Here is a 16,886-nt window from a genome sequence, read left to right as displayed (position 1 = left end):
CTGTCCGGGCAAGGTACCTAACGAGCGCTTGTTCGTCAACGCTCGGCGGCGCCGAGCGATGTCGACCGGTGCCCGGGTGTCCGTCCGGCCGCCCGTATATCGGCACGGGGAACGCGTTGACGAGCAAGCGCTCGGTTGGCTAGCGTCGGCCGGGATGACGACGGACACCGCGGTCGACGACCCCGCCGGTACGGCGGACCGGTACGACGTGCTGGTCGTCGGGGCCGGGTTCGCCGGCATGTACCTGATCCACAAGCTGCGCACGCTCGGCTTCACCGTGCACGCGGTCGAGGCGGCCGGTGGCGTCGGCGGCACCTGGTACTGGAACCGGTACCCCGGTGCCCGCTGCGACGTGGCGAGCCTGGAGTACTCCTACTCGTTCTCCGAGCCGCTGCAACAGGAGTGGGAATGGACCGAGCGGTTCGCCGCCCAGCCGGAGATCCTGCGGTACGCCGAACACGTCGCCGACCGGTTCGGCCTGCGCCGTAACATCACCTTCGACACCCGGATCCGGACCGCCGACTTCGACGAACAGGCTGGACTGTGGCGGCTGCGCGCCGATGGCGGGCGTACCTTCGTCGGCCGGTTCCTGATCACCGCCGTCGGATGCCTGTCCGCCGCCCGGACCCCGGACTGGCCCGGCCAGCACGACTTCACCGGCCCGATCTACCACACCGGACAGTGGCCGCACCACGAGGTCGACTTCACCGACCAGCGGGTCGCGGTCGTCGGCACCGGTTCGTCGGGCATCCAGGTGATCCCGCCGATCGCCGAGCAGGCGGCACACCTGACGGTCTTCCAACGGACCGCCAACTTCAGCCTGCCGGCCCGCAACCGGCCGCTGCTGCCCGGCGAACAGGCCGACGTCAAGGCCAGATACCCGCAGATCCGGGCGATGATGCGGGAGAATCCGCGGGCGCTGCACCGGCGGACCGGCAAGGGGGTGCTCCAGGTCCCCGAGCAGGTCCGCCGGGCCGAGCTGGAACAGCGCTGGCGCGACGGTGAGGTGTCCTTCCTGACCGCGTTCACCGACGTGCTGACCGACGCCGACGCCAACCGTGCGGTGGCCGACTTCGTCCGGGAGAAGATCCGGGCCACGGTGACCGACCCGGTCACCGCCGAACTGCTCTGCCCGCAGGGCCACCCGATCGGGACGAAGCGAATCTGCCGCGACACCGGATACTTCGAGACCTTCAACCGGGACGACGTCACCCTGGTCGACGTACGGTCCGAGCCGATCGTCGAACTGACCCCGGATGGCGTGCGGACCAACCGCCGGGAGTACCCGGCCGACGCGGTCGTCTTCGCCACCGGCTACGACGCGATGACCGGAGCGCTGACCCGCATCGACATCCGGGGCCGGGGCGGGCGGTCGCTGCGCCAGGTGTGGGCCGACGGGCCGCGCAGCTACCTCGGGCTGGCCGTGGCCGGTTTTCCGAACATGTTCACCGTCACCGGGCCGGGCAGCCCGTCGGTCCTGGTCAACGTGATCATGGCGATCGAGCAGCATGTCGAATGGCTCGCCGACCTGCTCGGGCACCTGCGCGACCGGGGAGTGACCCAGGTGGAGGCCGACCCGTGCCACCAGGACGCGTGGGTGGCGCACGTCGCCGACCTCGCCGAGGCCACCCTCTACCCGCAGGCCGACTCGTGGTTCATCGGCGCGAACGTGCCCGGCAAACCCCGGGTCTTCCTGCCGTACGTCGGCGGGCTGGACCGCTACCGGCGGCGGTGCGACGAGATCGCCGCGGCCGGCTACCCGGGCCTGCGCTTCGACGACCCGGCACCCGACCCGTACCCGGTCAGCGACCCGGTGGTCTGACCCATGGCACTCGATCCGCAGTCCGCCGCCGTGGTGGCGGCGGCCGCCCGGCGGATGCCGGCGCTCGGCACCGAGGTGCACGACGCCGCCGAGGCGCGGCGGATCCTCGCCACCCGCCCGGGTGACCCGCCGGCCGGCCCGCCGGTGCACCGGATCGCCGAGCACCGCGCCGGTCCGGCTGGTCCACGGGTACGGGTCTACCACCCGGCGCCGACCGGGCGGCCGCAGCCGGCGGTGGTGTTCTGCCACGGCGGCGGCTTCACGTTCTGCTCGCTGGACACCCACGACGGGCTGTGCCGGCTGATGGCCCGGGACAGCGGAGCGGTGGTGGTGTCGGTCGACTACCGGCTCGCCCCCGAGCACCGGTTCCCGGCCGCCGCCGAGGACGCCTACGCCGCGACCGCCTGGACCGCCGGCAACGCCGCCGCGCTGGGTGTCGACCCGGCGCGCATCGCGGTGGCCGGTGACAGCGCCGGCGGGAACCTCGCCGCGGTCACCGCCCAGCTCGCCGTCGCACGCGGCGGCCCGGCCCTGGCGTACCAGTTGCTGGTCTACCCGATGCTCGACCACCGGTTCGACACCGATTCCTACCGCCGCAACGGTCACGGGTACGCGGTAACCGTCGACCACCTGCGCTGGTACTGGCACCAGTACCTGGGCGACGCCGACCCGGACCAGCCGGCGGCCTGCCCGCTGCGCGCCGGCGACCTGGCCGGCCTGCCGCCGACCTACCTGGTCACCGCCGAGCACTGCCCGCTGCGCAGCGAGAACGAGGCGTACGCCGCCCGGCTGCGTGCCGCCGGGGTCTCGGTGACCCTGGCCAGCCATCCCGGGGTGGCGCATGGCTTCTTCACCCAGTGGCACCTGCTGGACACCGGCCGGACAGCGACCGCGCAGGCGTTCGCCGTGCTGCGGGCGGTGCTGAATGGCTGAGCCACGGGTCGCGGTGGTCACCGGGGCCGCCGCCGGCATCGGCCGGGCCACCGCCGAGCACCTCGCCGCGCTCGGCGACACCGTACTCGGGGTGGACGTCGACCCCGACGGCCTGGCCGCGCTGCGCGAGCAGGTGGGAGCCGCTGGTGGCCGGGTCGGGACGCTCACCGCCGACCTGGCCGGGCCTGCGGCGGCGGCCACCGTCGTCGAGACCTGCCTGCGCCGGTACGGCCGGATCGACGTGCTCGCCCTGGTCGCCGGGGTGGGTCAGGCCGGACCGTCCGACGCGGTCACCGTCGCCGACTGGGACCGGGTGCTCGACGTCAACCTGCGGGCACCGTTCCTGCTGGCCCAGGCCGCGATGCCGCACCTGGTGGCCACCGGTGGCACCGTCGTGGCGGTCTCCTCGGTGGCCGGGCTGCGCGGCTGGTCCGGCAGTGCGGTGTACGCGGCGTCCAAGGGCGGGCTGATCGCGCTGATGCGCTCGCTGGCAGCCGAGTACGGCCCGGCCGGCGTACGGATCAACGTCCTCTGCCCCGGCGCGGTGCGGACCCGGCTGGCCGACGGGATGCGGGCCGCGCTGAGCGCTGGCGACGTCGCGTCGACCTGCGGTGCGGCCACCGGCCCGGCCCCGACGCGGCCGACCGGTCGGCGGGCCGAACCGGCCGAGATCGCCCGTACCATCGCGTTCCTGGCCTCGCCGGACGCGTCGTTCGTCGCCGGCAGCGTGCTGCGCGCCGACGGCGGCGCGCTGGCCTGACCGGCCGCCCGTCTCGGCCCCGCACGCATCCGTGCCGCCGGCACACCCGCGGCGCCGCAGGATCCGTCGGACGGATCCTGCGGCGCCGCAGTGTGCGTCCGCCCGCGCGGGGCGGTCCGGGTGGTCAGCCGACCGGCACCCGGCCCTCGGTGATGTACAACCCGTCGAAGATCATGTTCGAGCGGGTGGAGCCGCGTTGCCCCCCACCGACGTGGGCACCCATCGCGGTGTGCCCGGCGACGAAGAACAGCGGCACTCCGGCGGCGGCCTCCTCGGAGACCAGGGTGGCCGCCTGGCGCAGCAGGTCGGCCCGCTCGTCGGGGTCGACGGCGGCGTCCGCCTGGACGACCAGGTCCCGCAGGCCGGGGATGGTCTCGCCGGACGGGTTGTACCGGCCGTCCTCGAAGAACCGTTCCCGGAACCGGCTGGACGGTGACCGGGCCGGTGCCATGGCCAGCGGCGCGGCCGCGATCTGCGGCGGCGAGTCGGCGGTGCCGTACAGTCGGGCCAGCATCTGCGCCGGGTCGATCAGCTGCAGGTCCATGGTGAACCCGGCCTGCTCCAGCTGCGCCTGCACCAGCTCACCCATCCGGACGTACGCGGTGAAGGTGCCGCCGATCTCGGCGGTGAAGGTGACCCCGTCCGGGTAGCCGGCCTCGGCCAGCAGCTCCCGGGCCCGATCCGGGTCGTACGGGTAGGCGTCGGCCAGCTCGGGTGAGTACGGCACCGATCCCTCCGGGAACCACTGGGTCGCCGCCTCGGACCGGCCGTCGGTCAGCGCCTCGGTGATCGCCTCGCGGTTCAGGGCGTACTGCAGGGCCTGCCGGACCCGCACATCGTCGAACGGCTCCATCGCCTGGTTGATCAGCAACGCGCGGACCTCGTTGGTCGACGAGGACATCACCCGCAGCCGGTCGTCGGCGCAGGCCGCGGCGACCTTGTCGTCCTCGATGTACTGCACGTCCAGGTCGCCGGCCTGCAGCGCGCCGAGGCTGGCGTCGGTGGAGGTCTCGATGAAGTCGATCCCGCCGAGCAGCCGCTCCTGCGCGTTCCAGTAGCCGTCCCAGGCCCGGACGCTGACCTTCTCCCGGGCGTACCAGGGGCCTTCGACAGCGTACGGGCCGGCACCGACCGGCGCGTCGCTGAACGCGGTGGAGGAGCCGGCGGCCTGTACCGCAGTGGGTGAGGCCATCAGCCCGGGCCGGTCGGACAGGACGATCGGGAAGGCAGCCGGGTTCGGCGGATCCAGCTCGAACCGTACGGTGTGCTCGTCGACCACCTCGACGGCCTGGACGTTGGCCAGGTCGCCCTTGATGTTCGACTCCTCGTCGTTCATCGCCCGGTCGATGTTGAAGCGCACCGCTTCGGCGTCGAACGGGGTGCCGTCGGAGAAGACGACGCCGTCGCGGAGTTTGAACTCCATGACCCCGTCGTCGACGACGCTCCACTCGGTGGCCAGGCCAGGGATGGGCAGGTCGTTGGCGTCGAGCTTGACCAGCGGGTCGAAGATCGTCTGCAGCACGGTGATCTCGTTGGCCTCGACCATCCGGATCGGGTCGAGCGAGCTGGCCGGCACGCTGCCGTACTTGAGGATCGCGGTCGGGTCGTGGGCCACCGTGCTGGACGTCGCCGGCGGGCAGCCGGGCGCGGCGGTGGCGTTGTCGTCGGTGGTGTCGGAGTCGGTGTCGGAACTGGTGCTGCAAGCGGCGAGCGGCAGCAGGGACAACGCCAGCATCGGCGCGAGTGTGCGGTGCAGGGATCTCACTTTTCGGTCCCACCTTCGGTAGGCGGCAGTTGCTCTACCAGCGGTGCGGCACGGCACGGCGCCGGCGAGAGTAGGCGAGGAAGCTACCAACAAAGCGCTTGCTTCGTCAACGGCACGTTGCGCCGATGTTGCCGCCCGATGCCGAAGGTCAGCTCCCGCCCAGCTCGGCGGCGATCAGCCCGGCGGCGGTCCGCAGCGCCGCCGCGACCTCGGGAATCCGGGTGTTCGGGCAGCGCGCGGTGGGCATCCCGGCCGCCAACGCGCCGCGTACCCGCCCCGTCGAGTCGCGCAGGCAGACCCCGATCCCGGTGATGCCCCGCTCGCTCTCCTCGCGGTTCACCGCGTAGCCGAGGCGACGTGCGGTGGTCAACTGGCGGCGCAGGGTGGCCAGATCCTCGACCGCAGGGCCGTACACCGCCGGCAGCCCTCGGGGATAGAGCACCTCCAACTCCGCCGGGCTGAGCTGGGCGAGCAGCACCTTGCCGCCCGAGGTGCAGTGCGCCGGCATCGACATCCCGGCCCGGGAACCGACGCGCAGACCGTGGGTGGCCTCCACCCCGTCGAGGAACCGGACCGCGGTGCCCTGCAGCACCGCCAGGTGCACCGTCTCCTGCAGTTCGCCGCTGAGCCGCTCCAGATGCGGCCGCACCACGGTCCGCAGGTCCGGGCCGGACCGGCCGGCGAGCAGCCCCAGGTCGGCGAAGACCGGTCCGGGCAGGTACGCCCGGCGGCCGTCCTGGACGGCGAAGCCGTGGTGCTTCAACATGCCGAGCAGCCGGTGCGCGGTGGACGGCGCCACCCCGAGGTGGCGGGCGGCCTCGGCCACCCCGAGCCGGGACCGCTCCCGCAGCAGCAGGATCAGGCGCAGGGCGTTGTCGACGGACTCGATGGGGTACGGCACGGCGTTCTGCACCAGAGAATTATGACCACGTGATCATTCCGTCGTAAAGAAGGTTCCTAACCTGGCGACATGGTTGACCTGGACTCCGAGGCCGCTGCCGGCACGGTGCAGGACCGCGCTCTGCAGCAGCTCTACACCGACTTCGACACCGCTGGACTCAAACCGCTGTGGACCGTACGGGACGGGCTGATGCCGGTCGCCCCGACGCCCCGGGCGGTGCCCCACGTCTGGCCGTGGGACCGGCTGCTGCCGCTCGCGGCCCGCGCCGGCGACCTCGTTCCGGTCGGCCGTGGCGGCGAACGACGGGCCATCGCCCTGGCCAACCCCGGCCTGCCCGGCGACCCGTTCGCCACCGCGACCCTCTGGGCGGCGGTGCAGTACCTGGGGCCCCGCGAGGTCGCCCCGGCCCACCGGCACAGCCAGAACGCGTTCCGCTTCGTGCTCGACGGGGAAGGCGTCTGGACGGTCGTGGACGGCGACCCGGTCGCCATGCGCCGGGGCGACCTGCTGCTGACCCCGGGCTGGGCCTGGCACGAACACCACAACACCGCCGACACCGCGATGGTCTGGCTGGACGGACTCGACATTCCGCTGAACGCCCAACTCGACGCCGGGTTCTTCGAGTTCGGCCCGGACCAGCTCACCGACACGTCGACCCCGGCCGCCTCGCGGGGCGAACGGCTCTGGGCCCACCCCGGGCTGCGCCCGCTGTCGGCCGAGGCGGACACCGTCCACTCGCCGCTGCCGGCGTACCGCTGGACGCACACCGACGCCGCGCTCACCGCGCAGCTGGAGCTCGCCGACGAAGGGCATCCGGCGCTCGTCGAGCCCGGCCACGCGGCGGTACGGTTCGTCAACCCGACCACCGGCCGCGACGCCCTGGCGACGCTGCGCCTGGAGATGCACCGGCTGGCCGCCGGTGCCGCCACGGCGACCCGCCGGGAGGTCGGCTCCTCGGTGTGGCAGGTCTTCAGCGGGCAGGCCACCGTGCTGCTCGACGGCCGGGAACACCAGGTCGGCACCGGCGATCTGTTGGCCGTACCGTCCTGGTGCCCGGTGAGCCTGCGGTCACCGGACGGCGCTGACCTGTTCCGGTTCAGCGACGCACCCAGCTACCAGGCGCTGCACCTGGACCGGCACCAGGTGGGTGACCCGGCATGAGGCTGGCCACCATCCGTACCGGCGACCGGACCGCCGCGGTCCGGGTCGACGCCGACGCGGCGGTCGAGGTCGGTGCCGCCGACCTCGGCGAGCTGCTCACCGACCCCGGTTGGGCGCAGCGCGCCGCCACCGCCGACGGCACCCGGCATCCGGTCGACGGACTCGACCACGCTCCGCTGGTCAGCCGACCGGAGAAGATCATCTGCGTCGGGCTGAACTACCGCCGGCACATCCTGGAGATGGGCCGCCAGCTCCCGGAACACCCGACGATCTTCGCCAAGTACCCGCCGGCGCTGATCGGGGCCACCGACCCGGTCGTACTGCCGGCCGCCTCGACCGCGATGGACTGGGAGGCCGAACTCGCGGTCGTCGTCGGCACCACGGTCCGGCACGCCGACCCCGATCAGGCCGCCGCCGCGATCGCCGGCTACACCGTGCTCAACGACGTCACCGCCCGGGACTGGCAGTACCGCACCCCGCAGTGGCTGGCCGGCAAGACCTTCGAGGCGACCACCCCGCTCGGACCCAGCCTGGTCACCCCGGACGAACTCGACCTCGACGCCGGGCTCAGCGTCGAATGCCTGGTCAACGGCGAGGTGGTACAGAGTTCCGACAGCACCGAGCTGGTCTTCGACCCGCCCCGGCTGGTGGCGTACCTGTCCACCATCTGCACCCTGCGTCCCGGCGACGTGATCGCCACCGGGACGCCCGGCGGAGTGGGCCACGCCCGTAAACCACCCCGGTACCTGGCCGACGGTGACGTGCTGGTCACCCGGATCGGTGGGGTCGGCGAGTGCCGCAACACCTGCCGGGCGGAGCGACCGTGACCGGCGCGGGGGCCGACGCTGTCAGCGGCTGGCTGACCGCCGGGGAACAGCGGTGCCGGGAACTGGTCGACCAGCTCACCGACGCCGACGCGGCGGCACCGAGCCGGCTGCCCGGCTGGACCCGTGCCCACCTGGTCACCCACCTGGCCCGCAACGCCGACGCCCTGGTGAACCTGTTGACCTGGGCACGGACCGGGGTGGTCACCCCGATGTACGCCAGCGCCGCCAAGCGCGGCGCGGACATCGACGCCGGCGCCGGGCGCGGCGCCAGCGAGCTGCGCGCCGATCTGGCCGGCGCGGCGGGTCGGCTCGCCCACGCGGTCCGGGCGATGCCCGACGACGCCTGGTCGGCCACCGTCCGTACCGGCCAGGGCCGCGAGGTCCCCGCCGATCAGGTGCTCTGGCTGCGGGTCCGGGAGGTCTGGGTGCACCAGGCCGACCTCGACCTCGGCGGCACCCTGGCCGATCTGCCCGGTCCGCTCACCGACGCGCTGCTCGACGAGGTGACCGCCACCTTCACCGGTCGTGGCACCGGCCCGGCGGTCGAGCTGCGGGCGATTGACCGGCCACGGGTCTGGCGGACCGGTACGGGAAGCGTGCCGACCAGCGGTACGGGAAGCGTGCCGACCGCCGGCATGGGAAGCGTGGCGACGGCCGGTACGGCCGGGTCCGGTGATACCGCACCGGTCCGGCCGGTGGAGCTGTCCGGAGCCGGTTGGCAGCTGCTCGGCTGGCTGATCGGGCGAGTGCCGGCGGACCGTTTGACGGTCCGGCCGGCCGGTGCCGTGGTCGCGCCACCGCCGCCGTGGATATGACCCGGTCCGCTCGTCGGACCCCGCTGACCAGGCACGATGACATGATCGATTTCTGGTGGCCGCCGGTTACGGCGAGTCACCGACGATAGGAGGGAGGCACCGGTGGACGGCAACGTGATCGAGTCCGACGTACTCGTCATCGGTGGGGGAATCGCCGGCTGCGTGGCGGCCGTGCGGGCCGCCGAGGCGGGCGCCTCGGTGGTCCTGGTCGACAAGACCAGGTCGGTACGGCGCTCCGGCGACGCCGGCCGGGGACTGGCCTTCCTCACCACCTACCTGGATCTGGGCGAGCCCTGGGACACCCCGGAGGTCTTCGCCGACTGGTACTGCGACATTGCCCTCGGGCTGGTCGACATGGAGGTGGCCCGGCCGCTGGGCATCGACCCGCTGCCGGCGGTCTGCCGGTTCCTGGAGGAGTCCGGGGTGCCGCTGCGCAACGCCGACGGCGACTACGAGCGGGTCGGCCGGATGTGGACGCCCGGGCCGATCGTGCTCAAGTTCGACGGCGCCGACATCAAGCCCCGGCTCGCCGAGCGGGCGGCGGCCACCGACCGGGTCCGGATCATCGGCGGCGTGCACGCCACCAGCGTGCAGCTCGACGACACCGGCCGCGCGGTCGGCGCCACCGGCTTCGACATCCGGTCCTGTGAGTTCCTGACCTTCCGCGCCGGCGCGGTGATCGTCGCCACCGGCAACGCCGAACGGGTCATCTTCAACTCGCCCCGGCGCGACGCGTTCCACACCTACCACCGGCCCTACCACGCCACCACCGGGTTCGCCCTGGCCGCCCGGGCCGGCGCGGTGGCCGCCAACATCGAGTTCCTCGGGACCTTCCTCTTCCCGCGTGGCTTCGCCACCGGCGCGATGGGCAACCTGCTGGAGGCCGGCGGCCGGCTGGTCAACGGCAACGGTCAGCTGATCGCCGACCTGCCGGACGTCGAGGGGGAGCGGCGGTTCGGGTTCGGCATCGTCGGCAAGGCGGCCGGTGAGGTGCTCGCCGGCCGTGGGCCGGTGTACATCGACTGCACCCACCTGCCGCCCGCCGAGATCGCCGCGATCAGCGACTACATCTCCTACGACGCCCCGCTGTTCCTGGAGTTCCTGGAGCAGTCCGGCATCGACCTTTCCCGGCACCCGGTCGAGTTCGAGCTGTTCAACGGCGCCTGGTCGGCCACCGGGTCGCCCAAGGGCGTGGTGGTCGGCGCGGACGGGCAGACCCGGGTCCCCGGCCTGTTCGCCGCCGGTGACCTGGCCACCCCGGCGTACGCCCTGGCCGGCTCGCTGGCCAGCGGGTACGTCATCGGCCGGACCGCCGCCGAGTTCGCCCGGTCCGCCGCCGCGCCGGTACTGGACGCCTCGGCGGTGGCCGCCGAACGTCGGCGGACCCTGGCACCGCTGAACCGGACCAGCGGGATCGGCTGGCGCGAGTACGAGCACCAGCTGCAGGACCTGATGACCAAGTACGTCGGGATGGACCGCAACGAGATCGGGCTGCGGCAGGCCGCCGAGTACCTGCGCGGATACGCGGCGGCGGCCGGCGAGGTCCACGCCGGCAACGGCCACGAGCTGATGCGCGCCCATGAGGCGTTCGACCTGCGGCTGTTCGACGAGATGATGACCGCCGTCGCGCTGGAGCGCGACGAGAGCCGGTTCAGCTTCCTGATGGGCCATTACCGCACCGACCGGCCCGGCGCCGACGACCAGCGGTGGCTCGGCGTGTCGATCCTGGCCGGCCACGACGGCGAGCAACCGGTGCTGGAGCACACCGTGCCGACCCCGTCCTGGCGTGCGGCGCAACTGGAGAACCGGTCGGTCGTGGAACTGGTCGGTGAGCGGGGAGCACGGCTCGCCGGAAAGGTGGGATAGGCATGGCACCACGGATCAATGAGAACCTCTGTACGCTCTGCGGGATCTGCCAGGACGTCTGTCCGGGCGACATCCTGCACATCGACCGAGGCGTGGCGGAAATGGTCCGCTACCCGGACGAGTGCAGCTACTGCGACGTCTGCCGGGTGGAGTGTCCGGCCGGCGCGATCGACATCGAGTTCACCTGGAGCATGCGGCAGCAGCCGATCTCCATCCTGCCGGGCCGGCCCGACCATGATTGAGGCGAGCTACACCCTGGACATCGACGTCGGCGTCGACGAGGTGTGGTCGTTCGTCGAGGTGATCCCGAACTGGGCGCACTTCCTGGTCGGTTTTCAGAAGCTGGACCTGGTCGACGACCGGCGGTCGATCTGGACGCTGCGCGGTGACGTCGGGGTCCTCGCCCGTGAGGTGGACCTGCAGGCCGACATCACCGTCTGGGAGCCGGGCCGGCGGGCGGAGTTCACCATCACCGGGCTGACCGAACGGATCACCGGGCAGGGCAGCTTCGACATCGAGCCGCTCGACGTGCCGACGTCGGCACCGGGCGGCGCCACCGCGGCCGGCCCGGCCGACGCTTCCCAAGCTGACGGTTCCCCGGCCAACGGTTCCCCAACCTCGGGAGAGCAGCGACGGCCCGCGCGCGGCGACGAGCAGACCCGTCCCGGACTGCTGCGCCGGATCAGGTTCGCCGTGGCCGGCCGCCTGCTGCGCTGGTTGAACCGCCGCCGGGCGACCCACCCGCCGGCCGGTCCGGTGGCAGCGGACGGCCCGCCGGCCGCTGCCACCGAGGCCGCTGCGGTCGACCGGGAGTCGGGCCCGCCGACATCGCCCCGGACAGGCCGGTCCCGGCTGCGTTTCCATCTGCAGCTCACCCCGGGCGGGCCGATGGCCCCGATGGTCGAGCTGTTGATGGGGCCGATGGTGGAGCCGACCGCCGAGGACTTCCTGCGCAACATCCGCCAGGCACTCGAAGCCCGGCGGGCCAGCGCCTGACGAGGGGAGCAGACGAGCCATGCACGAGTTGCCACGCCGTACCGATGTGGTGGTGGTCGGCACCGGCGCCGCCGGATTGACCGCGGCGTTGACCGCCGCCGCAGCCGGCCTGCAGGTCACCATCCTGGAGAAGGCGCCGGTGATCGGCGGCACCACCGTGGTCTCCGGCGGCTCCATCTGGGCGCCGGCGAACCGCTGGCTGGCCGATGCGGGCGTGCCGGACAGCCGCGACGACGCACTCACCTACCTGCGACGGCTCGCCCTGGACCGGGTCCCGGACCGGGTCATCGAGGCCTTCGTCGACCAGGTCAACCCGATGCTGGACCTGGTGGTGGCTCGTACCGGCCTGCGCTTCACCCCGAACCTGGAGCACCCGGACTACCAGCCGGACCTGCCCGGGGCGCATCCGGGCGGACGTACGCTGCAGAGCGACCTGTTCGACGCGACCGTGCTCGGTGAGCTGCGCGGCAAGCTGCGGCCGACGCATTCGACGGTGCCGGTGACCAAGCTCGAACTGGACCAGTGGGGGATGGACACCCTGGACCGGTGGGACTGGGCGCTGATCGCCGAACGCGCCGCGAAGGGCGTGGTCGGGATGGGCGCCGCCCTGGTCGGTGAGCTGCTGTACGGCTGCCTGCGGCTCGGTGCCACGGTGCACACCGACACCCGGGCGGTCCGGCTGCGGCGTACCGGCGGGCGGGTCGACGGGATCACCGTGGCCACCGGCGACGGCGAGGTGGAGATCCTCGCGCAGCGGGGTGTGGTGCTCGCCTCCGGTGGGTTCGAGTGGGATCCGGCGATGGTCGGGCAGTTCCTCGGCGTACCGATGGACGCACCGGCCAGTCCACCGGCGAATGCCGGCGACGGGTTGCGCATGGTGATGGAGGTCGGCGCCGCGCTCGGCAACATGAGCGAGGCCTGGTGGGGGCCGATGGTGTACGCGGCCGGCGACACCTACGACGGCGCGCCGCTGTTCCGACCCACGTCGGGTCTTCGGGCGCTGCCCGGCGGGATCATCGTCAACCGGCACGGCCGGCGGTTCTCCAACGAGGCGATGAACTACAACGACCTCGGCAAGGCGATGGCGACGTTCGACCCGATCCGCTACGAGTACGCCAACCTGCCCTGCTGGCTGGTGTTCGACGACCGGTTCCGGTCGTCGTACTCGGTCGCCACGGCGACCCCGGACGCGCCGACCCCGGGGTGGATGGCGACGGCACCGACCTTGGCGGAGCTGGCCGGTGCGGTCGGCATCGACCCGGACGGGTTGGCCGACCAGGTCGCCGAGTTCAACCGGCACGCCGCGCAGGGCAGGGATCCGCAGTTCGGTCGGGGTACGACGGTGTACGACCGGTACCGGGGCGATCCGGCCGTGAGCCCGCACCGCAACCTGCGTCCGCTCGGGGACGGTCCCTACTACGCGGTACGGCTGCACCTGGGCTGTCTGGGCACCAAGGGCGGCCCGCTCTGCGACGAGCACGGCCAGGTGCGGGACGTCGACGGTGGGCTGATCGACGGACTGTACGCCTGCGGGAACGTGGCGGCCAGCCCGTTCGGACCGGGCTATCCGGGTGCCGGCGCGACGCTCGCCGCCGGGATGACGTACGGATACCTGAGCGGGCGCTCGTTGGCCGCCGGATGAGCCGGCCGGCTACCGGCCGGTCAGCCGGCCGGTGCCGGCGCCGCCCCATCGACCGCGTCGACTGCGGCTGGTGGGGTCGGCGGGGCCGCCTGGGCCGGCGCGTCTACATCGGTCGGGCGCGCGGCCAGGCCGTCGAGGAAGATCGCGGTGCACTGGTCGGCGAGCCGGCTGGTGGGATTGTCGGGGCTCGGATGGAACCACCGGACCGACAGCCAGACCGCGTCGCGGATGAAGCGGTAGAACACCCGGGTGTCGATGTCGGGGCGGAACGCTCCGCTGCTGACGCCCGCTTCGATCACCCCGAGCCAGGCGTTCTGCACCTCGCGGGCGACGTCCTTGAGGTAGTGGAACCGGGCCAGCCCACGCAGGTAGTTGACGTCGTTCTGATAGATCTCGGTGGCGTGCGGATGCGCCGCGGCGGTGTCCAGCGAGGCGCGGACCAGCTCGCGCAGCCGGGTCGCCGGATCGTTCTCCCCGGCCAGCACCTCGGCGTACCGGTGGCGCAGATCCTCCAGGTAGGGGCCGAGGATCGCCTCGATGATCGCTTCCTTCGAGTCGAAATGGTGGTACAGGCTGCCGGACAGGATGCCGACCTCGTCGGCGATCTGCCGGACCGTGGTAGCGGCCACGCCACGACTGGCGAAGAAGGCCGCCGCGCAGGCGATGATCTGCTGTCGTCGATCCAGCGACTCTGCCACGGTGCCTCTTTCGGGTCTGCGGTGCAACGGGCGGGCGCCAGCATAGCAGGGTCAATCAAGCGCTTGGTGCGACGGGCGTCGTGGCCGAGCAGGTCACCCCAGGTCGAGCTCGGGTAACAATCTCCAAGCGAGCGCTTGATTGGTGGCCGGTACGCGGCTAGTTTACATGGCATTCACAAAGCCTCGGGCTTCACGGCTACCAGGAGAAGCAGATGGCAACTGGTCGGAAATACAAGTGGAACGGGGCGTCCGCCCGCGTCGCGGTGGCCGGGCTGCTGCTCGCCACCGTCGCCGCGTGCGGCGACGACAACGAAACCAACGAGACCGGCGGCACGATCACCATGGCCACCTGGTCCGCCACCCAGTCACTCGACCCGGTCCAGGTGGCCGGCACCGGCAACTCCGGCGGCGCGGAACTCGCGGCGCTCTACGACACGATCATGCGGTACGACCCGGCCAGCGGTGCCTTCGAGCCGCAGACCGCCGAGTCGCTGACCCCCAACGACGACTTCACCCAGTGGACCCTCACCCTGCGGTCCGGGATCACCTTCAGCGACGGCGCGCCGTACGACTCGGCGGCCGTCGTGGCGAACCTGCAACGGCACACCGAGGCACGGTCCAACGCCAGCTCGCTGGTCGCGCCGATCACCGACTACGCCACCCCCGACGACCTGACAGTGGTGTTCACCCTCGCCTTCCCGTGGAACAACTTCCCGTTCGCCCTCGCCGGAACCCCCGGCATGGTGGTCAACCCGGCGGCGGTGGCCGCCCAGGGCGACGCGTTCGGTACCAACCCGCAGGATGCCGGTGCCGGGCCGTTCGTCTTCGACGAGTTCCGCCCCGACGAGTCGCTGACCCTCACCCGTAACCCCGACTACTGGGGCGGCGAGGTCCCGCTGGACGGGGTGCGGTTCATCCACGCCGGTGACGGGCCGCAGACCTACGAGGCGTTCCGTGCGGGCAGCGTCGACCTGGCCTTCCTGCGTGACGCCGGGGCGATCGCGGACGCCGAGGCGGACGGCGCCGAGGGCATCCGGGTCCAGTACTCCGCCAACGACACCCTGATCATGAACAACGGATTCCCGATCACCTGCCAGGAAGGCGAGCCGGCACCCCGGTGCGAGGACCAGCCGGACGGCACCGAACTGGAGTCCACCGCACCCACCGCCGACAAGCGGGTCCGGCAGGCGGTGGCCGCCGCCATCGACCTGGAGACGCTCAAACAACGGGTGTACGGCGGCGCCGGCTTCATGTCCAGCGCCCTGATCTCCGAGGACTCCCGTTGGTACGACGGTGTCGAAGGACCGGCCTACGACATCGAGCGGGCCCGCGACCTGGTCGAGCAGGCCAAGGCCGACGGCTGGGACGGACGGATCCGGGTCAGCTGCCACACCGGCCTGCCGACCTGGGGGACCGCGGTACAGGGCATGCTGGAGGCGGCCGGTATGCAGGTCGACCTCACCGACCAGCAGGAGATCGCCGCGAACACCTCGGCGGTCATCGTGCGCAAGGACTTCGACCTGGCCTGCTTCGGCTCGTCGATCTCCGACGCCGAGCCGTTCTTCGCCCTCAACCGCGACTTCAACTCGACCTACGTCACCACCGGCGGCGGCAACTTCTCCGGCTACGTCAACCCCACCGTCGACGAGGCGATCGCCGCCGGTCGGGGCGCCGGCAGCGAAGCCGAGGTGAAGGCCGCGATCAGCACCATCGCCCGGGCGTACGCCGAGGACGTGCCGTTCCTCGCGCTGACCGCCCAGCCGGAGGTCGTGCTGATCTCCGACGAGGTCGGCGACGTGCTGCAGAGCGTCAACACCGTGGTGCTGCTCGGCAGGGCGACGCGAGGATGACCGGACGATCCGCGACCGACGCCGCTGACCCGTCGGCGCGGGTCACCGGGCGGGGTGGTGCCGGCGCTGCCGGCACCACCCCGGCACCCCCGGTGGCCCTGATCACCGCGGCCGCCCACGGGATCGGGGCGGCCACCGCACGGTCGTTCGCCGAGGCCGGATACCGGCTGGTGCTGGCCGACGTCGACGCGGTCGGGCTGGCAGCGACCGCCGCCGACCTGGCCGGCGCTGAACCGGGCGGCGGCGACCGCGTGACGACCGTGGTCGCCGACGCGACCACCGAGGCCGGGGCTGCCGCGGCGGTCGACGCGGCCGCCACCCGGTACGGGCGGCTGGACGCGCTGATCAACGTGGTCGGCGGCAGCCGGCCCGGCCGTACCGTGATCGACATCGACCTCGCCGAGTGGGACCGCTGGCTGGCACTCAACCTTACGTCGGTCTACCTGATGTGCCGGGCCGCGCTGCCGCAGCTGACGGCGGTCGGCGGGGCCATCGTCAACGTCTCGTCCGGGGCGGGACTGCGCGGCATGCGGGCCAACCCGGCGTACTGCGCCGCCAAGGCCGGGGTCGTCGGACTGACCCGGGCGCTGGCCATCGACCACGGTCCTGCCGGGGTCCGGGTCAACTGCGTCGCACCCGGACCGGTCCGTACCCCGTTGATGGAGCGCAACCGCAGCGCCGCCGAGATCGACGCGATGGGCCGGATCGCGGTCCTCGGCCGGATCGGCGACCCTGCCGAGATCGCCGCGGCGATCCGGTGGCTGGCCAGCGACGCGGCGTCGTACCTGACCGGCCAGACCATCGAGGTCGACGGCGGCCCGGCCCCGCTGGTGTGAGCCGGCGACGACGA

Annotated in this window: 15 protein-coding genes; 12 read left to right on the top strand and 3 right to left on the bottom strand. The window is 72.6% G+C overall.

Annotated elements, in window-relative coordinates; translation table 11 throughout:
* Window positions 1–154: 154 nt before the first annotated feature.
* The 3 genes from EDC02_RS13385 to EDC02_RS13375 are packed head-to-tail and all read left to right on the top strand — an operon-like array spanning window position 155 to window position 3,515.
* Window positions 155–1,822: an NAD(P)/FAD-dependent oxidoreductase gene (locus EDC02_RS13385; RefSeq protein WP_123602238.1), complete on the top strand. Its 1,668-nt coding sequence runs from the start codon at window positions 155–157 to the stop codon at window positions 1,820–1,822.
* 3 nt (window positions 1,823–1,825) lie between these two features.
* Window positions 1,826–2,755 (top strand): alpha/beta hydrolase, encoded by a 930-nt coding sequence (locus EDC02_RS13380; RefSeq protein ID WP_123602237.1) that lies wholly within the window; start codon window positions 1,826–1,828, stop codon window positions 2,753–2,755.
* Window positions 2,748–3,515, top strand: a complete 768-nt coding sequence (locus EDC02_RS13375; protein ID WP_123602236.1) for an SDR family NAD(P)-dependent oxidoreductase — start codon at window positions 2,748–2,750, stop codon at window positions 3,513–3,515. Before EDC02_RS13380 ends, EDC02_RS13375 begins: the two co-directional genes overlap by 8 nt.
* A gap of 124 nt (window positions 3,516–3,639) precedes the next feature.
* On the opposite strand, the gene EDC02_RS13370 is transcribed toward EDC02_RS13375, so the two are convergent.
* The gene (locus EDC02_RS13370; protein ID WP_123602235.1) at window positions 3,640–5,250 is read right to left on the bottom strand and encodes an ABC transporter substrate-binding protein; all 1,611 of its coding nucleotides are present in this window, start codon (window positions 5,248–5,250) and stop codon (window positions 3,640–3,642) included.
* Window positions 5,251–5,428: 178 nt separating this feature from the next.
* Complete coding sequence (locus tag EDC02_RS13365) at window positions 5,429–6,193, bottom strand: IclR family transcriptional regulator (RefSeq protein ID WP_123602234.1); 765 nt, start codon at window positions 6,191–6,193, stop codon at window positions 5,429–5,431.
* Window positions 6,194–6,250: 57 nt separating this feature from the next.
* Here EDC02_RS13365 and EDC02_RS13360 point away from each other — a divergent pair, with 57 nt between their 5' ends.
* From EDC02_RS13360 to EDC02_RS13330, 7 genes are all read left to right on the top strand, one after another.
* Window positions 6,251–7,342 carry a cupin domain-containing protein gene (locus EDC02_RS13360; RefSeq protein WP_123602233.1) on the top strand — a complete coding sequence of 364 codons (1,092 nt, stop codon included), beginning with the start codon at window positions 6,251–6,253 and terminating at the stop codon, window positions 7,340–7,342.
* Window positions 7,339–8,169, top strand: coding sequence for a fumarylacetoacetate hydrolase family protein (locus EDC02_RS13355; RefSeq protein WP_123602232.1), 831 nt, complete (start codon window positions 7,339–7,341; stop codon window positions 8,167–8,169). The genes EDC02_RS13360 and EDC02_RS13355 overlap by 4 nt, the downstream gene beginning before the upstream one ends.
* Entirely contained in the window at window positions 8,166–8,984 is an 819-nt protein-coding gene (locus EDC02_RS13350; protein ID WP_233605899.1) for a maleylpyruvate isomerase N-terminal domain-containing protein, read from the top strand. The genes EDC02_RS13355 and EDC02_RS13350 overlap by 4 nt, the downstream gene beginning before the upstream one ends.
* 102 nt (window positions 8,985–9,086) lie before the next feature.
* A complete protein-coding gene (locus tag EDC02_RS13345) occupies window positions 9,087–10,850 on the top strand; it encodes an FAD-dependent oxidoreductase (protein ID WP_123602231.1) in 1,764 nt (587 codons plus the stop codon).
* A gap of 2 nt (window positions 10,851–10,852) precedes the next feature.
* Window positions 10,853–11,092, top strand: coding sequence for a ferredoxin family protein (locus EDC02_RS13340; protein ID WP_123602230.1), 240 nt, complete (start codon window positions 10,853–10,855; stop codon window positions 11,090–11,092).
* Window positions 11,085–11,846, top strand: a complete 762-nt coding sequence (locus EDC02_RS13335) for a hypothetical protein (RefSeq protein ID WP_123602229.1) — start codon at window positions 11,085–11,087, stop codon at window positions 11,844–11,846. The genes EDC02_RS13340 and EDC02_RS13335 overlap by 8 nt, the downstream gene beginning before the upstream one ends.
* Window positions 11,847–11,865: 19 nt before the next feature.
* Entirely contained in the window at window positions 11,866–13,488 is a 1,623-nt protein-coding gene (locus EDC02_RS13330; protein ID WP_123602228.1) for an FAD-dependent oxidoreductase, read from the top strand.
* Window positions 13,489–13,508: 20 nt separating this feature from the next.
* Here EDC02_RS13330 and EDC02_RS13325 read toward each other — a convergent pair whose 3' ends face one another.
* Window positions 13,509–14,186, bottom strand: coding sequence for a TetR/AcrR family transcriptional regulator (locus EDC02_RS13325; protein ID WP_199757630.1), 678 nt, complete (start codon window positions 14,184–14,186; stop codon window positions 13,509–13,511).
* 212 nt (window positions 14,187–14,398) lie between these two features.
* On the opposite strand from EDC02_RS13325, the gene EDC02_RS13320 reads away from it, so the two are divergent.
* Window positions 14,399–16,036, top strand: coding sequence for an ABC transporter substrate-binding protein (locus EDC02_RS13320; RefSeq protein WP_123602227.1), 1,638 nt, complete (start codon window positions 14,399–14,401; stop codon window positions 16,034–16,036).
* Window positions 16,033–16,872 (top strand): SDR family NAD(P)-dependent oxidoreductase, encoded by an 840-nt coding sequence (locus tag EDC02_RS13315; RefSeq protein ID WP_123602226.1) that lies wholly within the window; start codon window positions 16,033–16,035, stop codon window positions 16,870–16,872. Before EDC02_RS13320 ends, EDC02_RS13315 begins: the two co-directional genes overlap by 4 nt.
* Window positions 16,873–16,886 lie beyond the last annotated feature (14 nt).

The organism is Micromonospora sp. Llam0, assembly GCF_003751085.1.
Lineage (GTDB): Bacteria > Actinomycetota > Actinomycetes > Mycobacteriales > Micromonosporaceae > Micromonospora_E.
This window is presented reverse-complemented; position numbering and strand designations above follow the sequence as displayed.

Coding starts and splice junctions, on each gene's coding strand:
- EDC02_RS13335 (WP_123602229.1), top strand. CDS start 11,085: ATGATTGAGGCGAGCTACACCCTGGACATCGACGTCGGCGTCGACGAG.
- EDC02_RS13385 (WP_123602238.1), top strand. CDS start 155: ATGACGACGGACACCGCGGTCGACGACCCCGCCGGTACGGCGGACCGG.
- EDC02_RS13340 (WP_123602230.1), top strand. CDS start 10,853: ATGGCACCACGGATCAATGAGAACCTCTGTACGCTCTGCGGGATCTGC.
- EDC02_RS13370 (WP_123602235.1), bottom strand. CDS start 5,250: ATGCTGGCGTTGTCCCTGCTGCCGCTCGCCGCTTGCAGCACCAGTTCC.
- EDC02_RS13380 (WP_123602237.1), top strand. CDS start 1,826: ATGGCACTCGATCCGCAGTCCGCCGCCGTGGTGGCGGCGGCCGCCCGG.
- EDC02_RS13375 (WP_123602236.1), top strand. CDS start 2,748: ATGGCTGAGCCACGGGTCGCGGTGGTCACCGGGGCCGCCGCCGGCATC.
- EDC02_RS13360 (WP_123602233.1), top strand. CDS start 6,251: ATGGTTGACCTGGACTCCGAGGCCGCTGCCGGCACGGTGCAGGACCGC.
- EDC02_RS13330 (WP_123602228.1), top strand. CDS start 11,866: ATGCACGAGTTGCCACGCCGTACCGATGTGGTGGTGGTCGGCACCGGC.
- EDC02_RS13315 (WP_123602226.1), top strand. CDS start 16,033: ATGACCGGACGATCCGCGACCGACGCCGCTGACCCGTCGGCGCGGGTC.
- EDC02_RS13355 (WP_123602232.1), top strand. CDS start 7,339: ATGAGGCTGGCCACCATCCGTACCGGCGACCGGACCGCCGCGGTCCGG.
- EDC02_RS13320 (WP_123602227.1), top strand. CDS start 14,399: ATGGCAACTGGTCGGAAATACAAGTGGAACGGGGCGTCCGCCCGCGTC.